Here is a 12,640-nt window from a genome sequence, read left to right on the forward strand (position 1 = left end):
ATTTTCTTTGCTTGCTTTTTAAACAGGGGAAGAAAAGTAAGTCTGGGTACTAGGGATGAAATCCCCCCTGGCAGAGATTTCAAACAGTATAAAAAGCCAATTTTTAAAAACATTGATGTCCGGTTAAATTTAAATGTTTGTTTAAGTAGGCGTGTATTATTAAGACTTTTGAGTATAATCAGAAAGTAGCGGGCTTGAATTCGCATCAGTCAAATTCCGTGAAGAAAATCAAAACATTTTTCGCCTGCTAACACGGTTTCCATTACATGTAAAGCGGCGAAGCCGAGCGGCAATCCGCGTTTCCATTGCCCAGGATTTCAATCCTGATAAAAAGAAAAAAATGAATTGTCCGCGGGGCGCTGTCGTTTAGCCTGCCAGGAAATTAGCCTTCAACAGAGGCTCAAACAAGGAAAGAAAGTAAATTCTTAAAATATGAAAAAGTCCAGATTAATTCTCCAAACAATCCTCCCATTATTGATTCTGACAATATCGTTGATGGGAGGATGCACAAACCGATCTGAAAAGTCGGAAAAAACAACTGGTGCAACAGCACCGGATAAGCCTCATATTATAATGATTATGACCGATCAGCAGAGGGGCGATGCTCTTGGTTGTGCGGGAAATGAAGCCATTGAAACGCCCAACATTGATGCTATTGCTCGAGATGGGGTGAATTTCGTAAACGGTTATGTGTCTACACCGAGTTGTACCCCGGCAAGGGCCGGGCTTTTGACAGGTATGTCTCCCTGGAATCATGGGATGCTTGGATATGGCCGTGTCGCTCGAAAATATAAATACGAAATGCCTGCTATGCTGGGAGAACTTGGGTATTACCGGTATGGAATAGGGAAAATGCATTGGTTTCCTCAAAAGGCTTTACATGGTTTTAACGGGATACTTGTGGATGAAAGCGGAAGAATTGAACAGGACGGCTTTCTAAGTGATTACCGCGACTGGTTTAAGCTGAATGCCCCGGGGAAAGATCCGGACGAGACAGGCATCGGCTGGAATGAGCATCGTGCCGGAACCTATCAATTACCCGAAGAACTTCATCCCACGCATTGGACAGGGCAAACAGCCATTGATTTTATCAATAATTATGAGCTGGATAATCCGCTTTTTCTGAAGGTCAGTTTTGCCAGGCCCCACAGTCCGTATGACCCGCCTGCCAGGTACCTGGAGATGTACAATGATGTGGATGTTCCGGCCCCTGTAATCGGCGAGTGGGCCGATAAATTTTCTGAATTTCCTGAAAGCAAGGATGCTGCATTTGGGGATTTTGGAGAGAAACATGCCATAAAATCCCGCAGGCATTATTATGCCAATATCACTTTTATCGATGATGAAGTAGGACGCATTATTGAAACCCTTAAAGCAAAAGGTATGTACGACAATGCCGTTATATGCTTTTTTTCTGATCACGGGGATATGCTGGGCGACCATCATCACTGGCGTAAGACTTATGCCTATGAAGGCTCAACGCATGTACCTTTTATTATGAAATGGCCCCGCAGAATGAAGGGAGCTTTGAAAAGGGGAGAAAGTTTGCAAAATCCCGTTGAGTTAAGAGACTTTCTGCCCACATTTTTGGATGCTGCCGGGGGAGAAATTCCGGAAGAAATGGATGGTATGTCCTTGCTCTCGCTTATCAGAAATCCGAAAGCAGAATGGCGCCCATACATTGATATGGAACATGCGACTGCTTACAGCGGCGATAATTACTGGTGTGCACTGACCGACGGTCACATCAAGTACATCTGGTTTTTCAGGTCGGGGGAAGAACAGCTGTTTGATTTGGAAAATGATCCGGGAGAATTGACAGACCTGTCCGGTGACGCATCCTGGACCGAAGAACTTAAAAAGTGGCGCAGTCATATGGTCGATCACCTCAAGGAGCGCGGAGAAGGCTTTGTAAAAGATGGAGAATTGGTTCAGCGTGAGAAAACACTGCTTTACAGTCCCAATTATCCTGATGTTGACGGATATTCAGCCGGAGAATGGCGTGAGATTATGCAGGAAAGCTATGTGCCAAGGTGATTTTTTACTTTACAAAAGAGATAATTTGGAATAAATTATAACATCGTTTTGGGTGTGACCCTCTCTCAATCCCGTATTAAATACATTCGGGAAGCTGGGAGCCACTATCAGGTTGCTTATCGGTATACCTTACTGAACTTATACATTAATCATAAAGCTTTAAGCCATGAAAAAGCTGTTGGTTATTTTGTTTGTTACAGGGATGTTTTTGGGGGTAATTGCACCCTGTTACGGTCAGATTGAAGATCCAAAGAAAAAAACTGAAGAGGAAGCAGAAGAACGTGTTGACAAAAAGGTTGACAAGGGAATTGACAAGGGGCTTGATAAAATTGAAGAAGGCCTGGGGGGGTTGTTTAAGAAGAAAAAAAAGAAAGAAAAAAAAGAGGAAAGTCAGCCTGAGCCGGAAAAAGAAACCATTCAAACTAATGTGGCTAAAACATCTGAATCCATGCCCAAAGATCAACCTTCCCATGAGTTAGTCTGGTCGAAATATGATTTTGTGCCAGGAGATAAAATAATTTTCGAGGACAATCTTGAGGGAGAAGAGAATGGAGAGTTTCCTTCTCGATGGGACCTGGTAGCCGGGAATGTGGAGAACGCACGGTTTGACGGTGAGAATGTCATCATGTTCAGAGGAGCCCATCCAACCATTATTCCTTATCTGAAAAACTCTGAAACCGATTACCTGCCGGAAATCTTTACTGTTGAATTTGATCTTTATTTGCCTAACAATTATTTCAAGGTTCTTTTCTATGACAGGAAAAACCAGCGTGCCCCTTCAGGAGCCACCTTTCTGGATATAAACAGAAACTCCATGTCCCTGAGGCCGGCCATAAGCAGCTTGCCTGATAATGGAGACATAAGTAACCGATGGGCCCACATAGCTATTGCTTACACCAAAGGAAAGATGAAGGCATACATTGATGAAACACGCCTCATCAACATTCCCCGCCTGGGATTTGATCCGTCAGGTTTATCGTTGCATACATACCATGCAAGTGATAATAACCGATACTACATTAAGAATGTTAGAATTGCTGAAGGGGGAGTGAAATATTACGACCGTTTTCTTCAGGATGGAAAGATCGTGACCACCGGCATTCGTTTCGATACCGGGAAATCCACACTGAAGCCTGAATCTATGGGGGTTATTAATGAAATTTATGAAATTCTGAATGATCATCCGGAAATAAAATTCACCATAGAAGGATACACCGACAGTGATGGGGATCCGGATCTCAATCAAAAGTTGTCGGAAGCCAGAGCCAAAGCTGTTCTGGATCGTCTTGTCTCAATGGGGGTTGATGCAAACCGACTTTCTTTTAAAGGTTTTGGCGAAAGTAAGCCTGTTGCTTCTAATGATACTTCGGAGGGAAAGGCTGAGAATCGACGTGTTGAGTTTGTAAAAATGTAAACATTCAATGCAATTTCCTTTTCAAATCGAAAGGCTTAAATTCCGTTAATTGGGGTTTGAGCCTTTTTTTTGCTAACTTGGAAAGAACAAAATCGTGATTTACAGGCGTTGTAGAATTTAACAGTTCTCCTGTAGAAACGGTTAAGAAAAACAATATCTATGACATCAGAGAAAAATCTTTTTAAAAAACTCAATTCTCCAAAAGTCATCAGGTTGGCAGGAATTATTGCAGTTTTTATAGTGGCCCTCTGGGGCATTGTTAAGTTATCTGAGAAGCCTGCCGGAGAACCCCTTATACAGGTGGATGCTCAATCAACTGATTCCATTGTGATGCATTCCGATAGCACTGTCTCTCCGGTAATCTATACCCAAGTCCCGGATCTTTCGGAACTGGATGTGGATGAACGAAAAGAACGGTTTATTCATCTGATGCTACCCTCCATTTTGCTGGCGCAGGAGAAAATTAAAACTCAACGGGTAGAGGTGGAGTACCTATTGGCAAAAAAAGAGGAAGGGACCTTTTCTTCAGAAGACACTCTCGAACTCAATAAGTATCTTGAAGAGTTCAATGCTGAAAACCCGGAGGGTCTGATAAACAGAATGCAGCCACATCCTGTTAGTATTACCCTTGCGCAGGCTGCTATCGAGAGTGGATGGGGAACTTCGAGGTTTTTCAGAGAGGCCAATAATGTTTATGGTGTTTGGTCGTTTAACAGTGAAGAAGACCGGATAAGAGCCGGAGAGGCCAGAGATGGACAAAACATCTATTTGCGAAGCTACGATAGTCTGTTTGAATCGGTCTATGACTACCTGATGGTGTTAGCCAGAGGAAATGCTTACAAGGGATTTCGGGAAACGCGCCAAAAGTCTCAAAATCCCTATCGTTTGATTTGGTATTTGAGTAATTATTCAGAAAAACGCCTGAATTACGTGGTTTATCTCAGGCAGATGATTGAATATAATGAACTCACACAATACGATTATTATGAGTTGGTTGAGATTGATAAACAAGACGAGAACTGGCAGGAACTTCTGGACTCCTGAATGGTTGCTGATAGCATTTCTTCCTTTTCTGATTTCCTGCATGGGGAAGGCTTCCGGAGGATCAGAAACAGAGAATCCAGCATTTGGGTGGCAGGAAGTATCCAAAAAATATAGCGTTACCTGCCTGGCATATCACCGGTTTGGAGATAATCGCTATCCTTCAACAAATACGCCTGTTGCTGCATTTGAAAAGCATTTGAAATATCTTTCTGAAGAAAGTTTTAAATCTTATACAGTAAGTGGGCTTTTGAATGACACTGCCGCTTTGACGAATGAGCGAAAAAAAGTATTGATTACAGTCGATGATGGTTATGCATCCTTTATGGAGAGTGGTTTACCGCTGCTTGAAAAATACAACATGAAGGCCACATTGTTTGTCAATACTGAAAGCGTAGGATGGAGTGATTTCTTAACCTGGCAGGAACTAAAAGAGCTTAAAGACAAAGGAGTAGAGATAGGCAGTCATTCTCACAAGCATTCTTACTTTGTGAATTTACCGAAGGACAAACGTGCAAAAGCCTTTGAGGAGGATCTGTTGAAAGCCGAATCTCTTTTTGAGGAGCATCTGGGATTTATTCCCAAAACGTATGTCTATCCTTATGGCGAGTTTACCCAGGATATGATTGATGTTCTTAAGAAACACGACTATGTAGTCAGTTTTGCCCAGAACTCCGGGGTTATGAGTGACGGGTCTAATCCCTATTCCGTCTCCCGGTTCCCGGTTGCGGGTGCTCATGTGGATATGGATCAATTCAAAAGCAAAGTTAACATGCTTCCGTTGAGAACTGAGCCCGGAGATCAAATTCCAATTCTTGTTAAAGCCAATCAATCTCTAAAATACTCTGTGACACTAACGGATGAAGAAATTGGCGGTTCCTTCAATTGCTTTATTGCCGGCAGGTCAGCCAACGAAAGCGTTACCAAACAGGGGCGAAAACTCAACTTTGATTTAACCGTTCCGCCCAACCGCCGCCGCACTTTGGTTACCGTTACTACACGTGATCAAAACGGGCAGTGGCATTGGTTCAGCAGACTTCTGATTAATCCCCAGGTTGAAGAGTGAAACATCACACACAATATGCTATGAAAAAATTAACACGCATTGGAGACATCTTTTTTAAATGGAAAGACCCTGTATTATTTCTCGTGATTTTTTCCGGAGTTATTTCATCCTTCCAAACCGGACCCCCTAAAAACTGGCAACCCCTCTTTAATGGTGAAAATCTGGATGGATGGACCATCAAGATTGCCGGACATGAGCTTAATGAAAATTATAACAACACCTTCCGGGTTGAGGATGGGTTATTGAAAGTTTCCTATGCCGATTACGATACTTTCAATAATGATTTTGGCCATATCTTTTATAACGAGAAATTTTCTCATTACAAAGTAAGGGTTGAATACCGGTTTGTTGGAGAGCAGCTCCAGGGAGGTCCTTCATGGGCTTTTCTTAATAATGGCATTATGTTTCATGCTCAATCTCCTGATTCCATGGAGCTCAATCAGGACTTTCCTGTGTCGATTGAAGCCCAGTTGCTGGGCGGAATAGAGGGTGAAGAACGTCCCAATTTTGGAGTTTGTACACCCGGAACTGATGTTGAAATTGATGGTGTACTGAGAACCGAACACTGTATCTCTTCTAATGCAAAGACTTACACTGGCGATCAATGGGTGACTGCTGAGCTCTATGTTTACGGCGATTCAGTGATTCATCACATTCTCGGGCAAGATACGGTACTTACTTATCAGCATCCTCAATTATCTGAAAGTGGTGAATTGATTGATGAAGGTTTTATCGCCTTGCAGGCTGAAAGTCATCCCACCGAATTCAGAAAAATTGAAATACTTGACCTTAGTGATACTTTTAATAAATGAAATGGATCCCCTGCCCCTCGTTTGTAACGAGGGGTTGTCTGCCTTTTCGTCTTTGACGAATCAAAAACTACCAGAATATGAGAATTAAAGAAGTATGTCGTCACAGACGACGAATTTGGGACCCCTCATTGCAAAAGAGGGGTAGTGAAAGTGCATATTTAAAAGTAGGTTTTTTTATTGCCCATCAGCCAAACGAAAACAGGTTAATATTGCTGAAAACAAAATTACAAAAGGGGAGCAATGTTCCGTTTTTTTGTAAATTGCCATCTAAATGAAAATCATCAATCGCATCAAAAACATTCATAAATGGCCTTAAATATTTTATATGGTTCATAAATTAACCGGTCCCGGAATTAATCATCTTAAATTAATCATCTCTTTTTAATGGCATTTAACGGATTTACTACCAGTACTATATCATTTCTCAACGATCTGGCTTTAAACAACAATAAAGAATGGTTTGAAGCCCGACGGGATATTTATGAAACGCATGTTTTGCAGCCGATGCGCGATCTGACCACCGATCTGGAAGTTTGTATCAAAAGCATTGATCCTTTTATTGAAACCACTCCGGCGATTAATAAAACCATTTCCCGGATTTACAGAGATACCCGTTTCTCGAAGGACAAAACACCTTTACGCAACGATTTGTGGATTTCCTTCCGGCGGCCAAACAAAGAGTGGGGCAATGTTCCTGAATTTTATTTCTATTTTACCCCTGAAGAGTACCAATTTGGAATGGGGTTTTACTGTGCCTCTCCGGCCAACATGGCCAAAATTCGTGACCATATTGATGGACGGCCTGATCTTTTTAAACCAATTGTGGATTTCTATGAGTCCCATGATGATTTTACGGTAGGCGGTGAGGAATACAAAAGAACCATTTCTAACGATTACCCAGAATCCTTTCGGAAATGGATTCAGAAGAAGAACCTATATGTCAATACTACCCGTCAACTGGATGACCTTTTCTTTTCTTCCCGATTAAAAGAAGAACTGGAAAAAGCTTTTACCAATCATGCTGATTTGTATCGTTTTATTTCGGAAGGTATACATCGGAGATAATCTTCCCCTGGCAGATCTGATACATTAGTAACACCTTTACAGCGATTGGTGTAAAAAAGGTGGATTTTCTGATTGTCTTTAAAGAAATTGAACTGTATTTCATCGATATGCGATTTTTCTCGAAGTAAAAGATGAAAGGGCCGTTTATATTGAAAACAGTTTTTTATCTATGAGGCGTTTCTTCCTGTTTTTGGTGTTCTGTTTATATTTTGTTCCGGCTTCGGCTCAGGTTAACAGGGATTTTATGAATAAAGCGCAACGAAAAAGTTATTGCGCTAAGCTGAAGGCGCAGGGAGTAAGAGGAATCATTAAAAGTGAATATGCAAGTGAAAAAGGTTTGAAATCTGATCAACCTGTGAATTATACCGTACTTTGGTTGAGCGAAAGTGGTCAGCCCTTGAAAGTCGCAAAGTATGATCCTTACAGGGTGATGACTGAATATGAGACTTTTCATTATGATGATCAGGGCAAATTGAAGGAAAAGAATTACTATGAGCCCGATGGATCTTTATCCTGGAAAGAGACCTTTTACTACGATGCTGCCGGGGAATTGATTGAAGCTGTCGAATATACCGCTGATGGAGCCTTGGATGCCAGAAAGCTGAATGTCTTTAACGACCAGGGATTCCTCTATAAAACGCGGGAGTTAAATCCTGATGATGAGCTTACATTTTTTAGAATCGCCAGGTTTAATGATGATGGATCGCCTGTTTATATTACACTTAGGCATGCTAAAGGATTTACCATGAGCTCTGAAAAAATCAAATACGATGCTAATGGTTTGCCAGAGGAAAAAGTCATTGCTGTTGGACTGAGAGGTGAACCCATTCGTGAAAAATATGAACATGACAACCATGGATTAATCGAGACTATCAGGGAGTTTCGTGGCAATAAAGTTAAATCTCTGATTAAGTATAGATACTTTGCCCAAACCTTTGAGTCTCATCTCAGACGAAATGCTTTCCAAAAAGTTAGAACCAGCTTTTCTAATGTGGAAAAAGAGTCGGCTCAGTTATATGTGCAAAAAGCCTCTTTCCCCGGCGGGGATAAAGCTCTGAAAAATTATCTCAACGCTCATGTCAAATATCCGGATGAAGAAACGAAACAGGGTGTTGTAGAAGTAAAATTCGAGGTAAAATCCAACGGGAAGATCAGGAGAATTGAAATTCACAGGGGGATTTCGGAGACATTAGACGGCATGGCTGAAGAGCTTATAAAGGATATGCCTGAGTGGGTTCCTGCAAGAGAAACCGATGGAAAAACCGTGGATTCTGAGGTGATCGTGCCAGTTCCTTTTCTTAAGTGAAACCAGGATGTCTCAAAAGTCCAAATTTGAAGTCATTCTGAGCTTGTCGAAGAATCTGTTCGCTTTAAAAACAGATGTTTCGACTACGCTCAACATGACAGCCTTTAAGCCTTTTACACTTTTGAGGCAGCCTGGCTTAAGATATCTTAAATCTTATTATCTATACATCACTCTGATCAACTTCAAGCGTCGACAAAAGAAATAATAAATGTTAAATGACCGAAGAATTGCACCTCACAAAAAGCTCACATTTCTTCAAAATTTTATGATGTTCAGATAATATTAAGCCCTTTGCTTTAGTGATAAATTAGGTGAAGGGCGTTGCATAGTAGGTGTGGATGAATGTTTAATATTGTGGTTGTAAATGTTTCCAATGTTAATTTATGTATATAATCGAATTTTTGTTAGTTTTGAGTCGATATCTTCGATTTATTAACCTTATCTAACTCCTGAAAATTATGGAAAGAGAAAAACAACTTCGCTTCTGCAAGATCTGCAAAAACCAAAAATTTGACATTAAGCAAGGGATTATTTGCGGGCTTACCGGACAAAGAGCCACTTTTGCCTTGGAGTGTGACCAATTCGAAGGAGATGCCAAACTAAAAGAAGAGCAGACCGCAAAAGACCTTCAGAATGCTTCGACCAATAAAATAAGCAATCAGGGAACCAGATTTGCCAATTATATATTGGACTCAATATTTTTGATGGGCTTTAGTTTTGTTGGGGCATTTATTCTTGTTTTTTTATTATCCCTTTTTTCAAATCAGCTATTTCATGTTTTAAATAGCAACCGCCCATTAATTTTTTTTCATGTGTTTGTGGTTAGTTTTCTTTATTACACCATTCTGGAATATGCCAGTGGTCGATCTATTGCCAAGTACATTACTAAAACCAAAGTGGTCACTGAGAATGGAGAAAGTCCCGGTTTTCAAGCTATCTTAATTCGGAGTTTGTGCCGGTTTATTCCCTTTGATGCTCTTTCATTCCTGGGTGGAGAAGAATCCGGGTGGCACGATCGAATTTCCGGAACCCGGGTGATAAGTATTAAGTAATTTGAATCGGTGGATAAAAGCTGATCTTTACTTAATTAAAACAACCAATGCCCTGTAAATGCGGGTTTTGAATTAATTTCTGGTTGATTTGGTTTTGATAACCCGCCGGACTCCACTATTTCACTTCTCACTATAACAAATAACTATATCTATTCACTATAACTATTGACTAAAACACTATTTATGAAAAAACAAAATCTTTACCTGACTGTATTACTCTCTTTTATTTTGAATGCCTGTTTCCTGCCATCTAACCCTTTTAAGCATGTTCACCATGATGATGGCTATGTAATTAAAGATAATTTTCTACGCAATAATTTTGGATGGATTGAGGAGAAGACAGTCTCTCATGATTTGTATATAAAAAACGGCTATTATTTTATTCACTCAAAAGATACTTCCTTTCAGTACTCCAGCACCGCACCTCTGGATAAGTCTTTTTTAATGGGGCTTAATAGTTTTGAGGTGGAATCGGCTTTTCGGTTGGTAAGCCGGAGTCCAGGACAAACCCAGTATGGCTTTTTTCTGGTTAGCGGCATCCTTCGTTATGATTTCATTATCGATGGGGAAGGTAATGGATTGGTTTATGAGTCGAATGGTTCCACCGGGGAAACTCGTTTAATGGTCGAAGAACCCATTCCCGGGTTTGAGTCTGACGCAGTTCATAAAATAAAAGTTAAGGTGTCTGATTATGCTTTTTCTTTTTACGCCGGGGAAACTCTTCTTGGGGAGGGCAAGCTTAACTCCGGTAGTTGGCAGGATATCAGGTTGTTGGTCTCTTCCGGAACGGGTCTGATGGTTTCGTTTTTTGGGATAAAAAGGATCTGATTATTTTTTGGTGCCCAAAAACCAACAAAAACTAAACAAAGAGGTGTTACTAAAAAAGCCTTTGATGTAACCGGGAAACAGATAAGCTGGACTTCCCGTTTTGGCAGCGTTACCTTTAATCAGTTTGGTAAGGAATTTCCTCTTGGGGGGATGAATGAAACCGGACTCGTAGTGGAAGAGTTAAATAGTTGGGGGATCCCACCTGAAGATGACCGGTCCTATAAGTTGAACGAGTTTCAATTTGTTCAATACTGTCTGGATAATTGTTCTTCTATAGGTGAAGTTTTGGAGCTCAAGGACAGTATTTCAATTGAACCTGTCTTCGTGAATTTACATTATTTGATATCTGATAGTGAAGGAGAAGTGGCTGTTGTTGAGTTTTATGATGGCAAATCCTTTTTTTATTCCGGAGATGAAGTCGGTTATCCGGTGTTGAGCAATAATCATTACAATCAATTAGTCAAATATATTTCAAACTTTGAAGGTTTTGGAGGAAAGCAGGAACTTTTATCAACGAATTCAAGCGGAGAGAGATTTGTCAGGGTCGCTACAATGATAAAAGAATTGCGAAGCAACTCGCTTGAAGTAGGTGTGCAGGATGCTTTCTTAATTTTAGACAGGGTAAAACAAAAAGATACCCAATGGAGTATTGTTTATGATATCAAAAAACAAAAGATATATTTTACCACAGCATGGAATGATTCATTGTGCGTAATTGACTGTAAGGGATTCGATTTCTCAGTAAAAACATCTGCAATGATGCTGGATATAAAAAAACAATATGAGGGCTTGTTGAATACTCACTTTTCGGATTTTGATTTAGCTGTTAACAAAGGTCTTCTTAAATCCGTTTATCAGCAGTTGGTTTTAGATGGTTATGATAATAAGATAAAGGAGAAAATCCTAAATATAGCTGAATTTGCAGAAGATATTGGTGTCAAAAAGAGTAATGATCTTTTAATATAAGAATGAAATCTTTTGGAGACCATTTAAATATCCTCTCTTTTCCCAGATGCAGACTTTCTTTTTGAATTACTTCTCTTTCTTCCATAATGATTTTTTTTATTGTTATAAACTCCTGTTTCGGGAGTTCCGATTTTTGTAAGAATAGTATGAGAACTGCTAAATCATGTTCCTTGCCCAAAAGGTCGGCTAACTCATCAAGACATTCCGGGTAATAACTGATTTCAGATGAAAAAAAATCTTCCAACAAAAGAAACTGGGACAAAAGATGCTTTTGTTTTTTTCTCCACTCATGAAATTCGTGGGCATCATTGGTCCGTGAAGCTTTCTTAAAAGCTTTTCGAACCTTTTTGTAATTACTTACCAGTTCTTCAAGCAGCTTTTTATGATATCCAGTAGTTATTTTTAAGGCTTCTGTCAAATATCTGGTCGTATCCAATTGGGCTTTCGTGGCGCTGTAAGGCTTATCTTTTTTCAGTTTGGAGGTTTTGTTTTTGTAATTGTCTTCTATCAGGGTGGTTGCATGTTGGAGGGGAAGAGAGTCTTCATGTTTAATCATTAAGCAATTAAAAGTATCAAGAAGAGCTCGTGAATCTCTTGCTTCAGAAAATTCTCTGGCGATATCCCTGAATAAGGCATTAAACCGTTGGTATAATTCCGTCGGAATACCCGGCCTGATTAACCTCAACGTTGCCCGGGCTTTTTTCATGTTTTTCCGGATCTCATGAATGCATTCATCGGTGTTTTGATCAGAATATTTTAGATACTCCAATGATTCATCAATAAAATCAGTCAGTATTCTTTTTATCTCCAGATCCAGAGGTGCGGTATGGTTGATTTTAAACAGCATTGAGTAACGGGTTTTCTTTTAATAACGTTTGACAGGGGAGGGAAAGTTCAATGGTTTCCACTGAATTAACCTGCAGTGAGGATGTCTCAAAAGTCTAAACTTGATGTCATCCTGAGCTTGTCGAAAAGGGAGGCGTTTGTTATACAGTTGTTTCCACTGCGTTCAGCATGACAAGACTTTCATGGTTTATCCTTTTGACCATACTC

Annotated in this window: 11 protein-coding genes; 10 read left to right on the top strand and 1 reads right to left on the bottom strand. The window is 40.2% G+C overall.

Going from position 1 to position 12,640, the window contains the following annotated elements; genetic code table 11:
* Nucleotides 1–432 precede the first annotated feature (432 nt).
* The 10 genes from DDZ16_RS12870 to DDZ16_RS12915 all read left to right on the top strand — a co-directional run bounded on the left by DDZ16_RS12870 (nt 433) and on the right by DDZ16_RS12915 (nt 11,587).
* A complete protein-coding gene (locus tag DDZ16_RS12870) occupies nt 433–2,037 on the top strand; it encodes an arylsulfatase (protein ID WP_198416717.1) in 1,605 nt (534 codons plus the stop codon).
* Nucleotides 2,038–2,203: 166 nt separating this feature from the next.
* Entirely contained in the window at nt 2,204–3,451 is a 1,248-nt protein-coding gene (locus DDZ16_RS12875; protein WP_109264890.1) for an OmpA family protein, read from the top strand.
* Nucleotides 3,452–3,610: 159 nt separating this feature from the next.
* A complete protein-coding gene (locus DDZ16_RS12880) occupies nt 3,611–4,495 on the top strand; it encodes a glucosaminidase domain-containing protein (protein ID WP_109264891.1) in 885 nt (294 codons plus the stop codon).
* Nucleotides 4,437–5,558, top strand: coding sequence for a polysaccharide deacetylase family protein (locus DDZ16_RS12885; RefSeq protein ID WP_109264892.1), 1,122 nt, complete (start codon nt 4,437–4,439; stop codon nt 5,556–5,558). The genes DDZ16_RS12880 and DDZ16_RS12885 overlap by 59 nt, the downstream gene beginning before the upstream one ends.
* A gap of 20 nt (nt 5,559–5,578) precedes the next feature.
* Entirely contained in the window at nt 5,579–6,370 is a 792-nt protein-coding gene (locus DDZ16_RS12890; protein ID WP_109264893.1) for a 3-keto-disaccharide hydrolase, read from the top strand.
* A gap of 384 nt (nt 6,371–6,754) precedes the next feature.
* Entirely contained in the window at nt 6,755–7,435 is a 681-nt protein-coding gene (locus tag DDZ16_RS12895) for a DUF2461 domain-containing protein (protein WP_109264894.1), read from the top strand.
* A 244-nt stretch (nt 7,436–7,679) separates the two neighbouring features.
* Nucleotides 7,680–8,741 carry an energy transducer TonB gene (locus tag DDZ16_RS12900; protein ID WP_158275666.1) on the top strand — a complete coding sequence of 354 codons (1,062 nt, stop codon included), beginning with the start codon at nt 7,680–7,682 and terminating at the stop codon, nt 8,739–8,741.
* A 458-nt stretch (nt 8,742–9,199) separates the two neighbouring features.
* Entirely contained in the window at nt 9,200–9,793 is a 594-nt protein-coding gene (locus tag DDZ16_RS12905) for an RDD family protein (protein WP_109264896.1), read from the top strand.
* A 183-nt stretch (nt 9,794–9,976) separates the two neighbouring features.
* Nucleotides 9,977–10,621, top strand: coding sequence for a hypothetical protein (locus DDZ16_RS12910; protein WP_109264897.1), 645 nt, complete (start codon nt 9,977–9,979; stop codon nt 10,619–10,621).
* 150 nt (nt 10,622–10,771) lie between these two features.
* The gene (locus DDZ16_RS12915; protein WP_109264898.1) at nt 10,772–11,587 is read left to right on the top strand and encodes a linear amide C-N hydrolase; all 816 of its coding nucleotides are present in this window, start codon (nt 10,772–10,774) and stop codon (nt 11,585–11,587) included.
* On the opposite strand, the gene DDZ16_RS12920 is transcribed toward DDZ16_RS12915, so the two are convergent.
* Nucleotides 11,559–12,434 carry a CHAD domain-containing protein gene (locus DDZ16_RS12920; protein ID WP_109264899.1) on the bottom strand — a complete coding sequence of 292 codons (876 nt, stop codon included), beginning with the start codon at nt 12,432–12,434 and terminating at the stop codon, nt 11,559–11,561. The two genes, DDZ16_RS12915 and DDZ16_RS12920, sit on opposite strands and share 29 nt — an antisense overlap.
* Nucleotides 12,435–12,640 lie beyond the last annotated feature (206 nt).

Origin of the sequence: Marinilabilia rubra, from assembly GCF_003121985.1 — a bacterium.
Lineage (GTDB): Bacteria > Bacteroidota > Bacteroidia > Bacteroidales > Marinilabiliaceae > Marinilabilia > Marinilabilia rubra.

Excerpts from the sequence above, each read along its gene's own strand:
- DDZ16_RS12890 (WP_109264893.1), top strand. The coding sequence starts at position 5,579 with ATGAAAAAATTAACACGCATTGGAGACATCTTTTTTAAATGGAAAGAC.
- DDZ16_RS12900 (WP_158275666.1), top strand. The coding sequence starts at position 7,680 with ATGAATAAAGCGCAACGAAAAAGTTATTGCGCTAAGCTGAAGGCGCAG.
- DDZ16_RS12870 (WP_198416717.1), top strand. The coding sequence starts at position 433 with ATGAAAAAGTCCAGATTAATTCTCCAAACAATCCTCCCATTATTGATT.
- DDZ16_RS12880 (WP_109264891.1), top strand. The coding sequence starts at position 3,611 with ATGACATCAGAGAAAAATCTTTTTAAAAAACTCAATTCTCCAAAAGTC.
- DDZ16_RS12905 (WP_109264896.1), top strand. The coding sequence starts at position 9,200 with ATGGAAAGAGAAAAACAACTTCGCTTCTGCAAGATCTGCAAAAACCAA.
- DDZ16_RS12910 (WP_109264897.1), top strand. The coding sequence starts at position 9,977 with ATGAAAAAACAAAATCTTTACCTGACTGTATTACTCTCTTTTATTTTG.
- DDZ16_RS12885 (WP_109264892.1), top strand. The coding sequence starts at position 4,437 with ATGAGTTGGTTGAGATTGATAAACAAGACGAGAACTGGCAGGAACTTC.
- DDZ16_RS12875 (WP_109264890.1), top strand. The coding sequence starts at position 2,204 with ATGAAAAAGCTGTTGGTTATTTTGTTTGTTACAGGGATGTTTTTGGGG.
- DDZ16_RS12915 (WP_109264898.1), top strand. The coding sequence starts at position 10,772 with ATGAATGAAACCGGACTCGTAGTGGAAGAGTTAAATAGTTGGGGGATC.
- DDZ16_RS12895 (WP_109264894.1), top strand. The coding sequence starts at position 6,755 with ATGGCATTTAACGGATTTACTACCAGTACTATATCATTTCTCAACGAT.
- DDZ16_RS12920 (WP_109264899.1), bottom strand. The coding sequence starts at position 12,434 with ATGCTGTTTAAAATCAACCATACCGCACCTCTGGATCTGGAGATAAAA.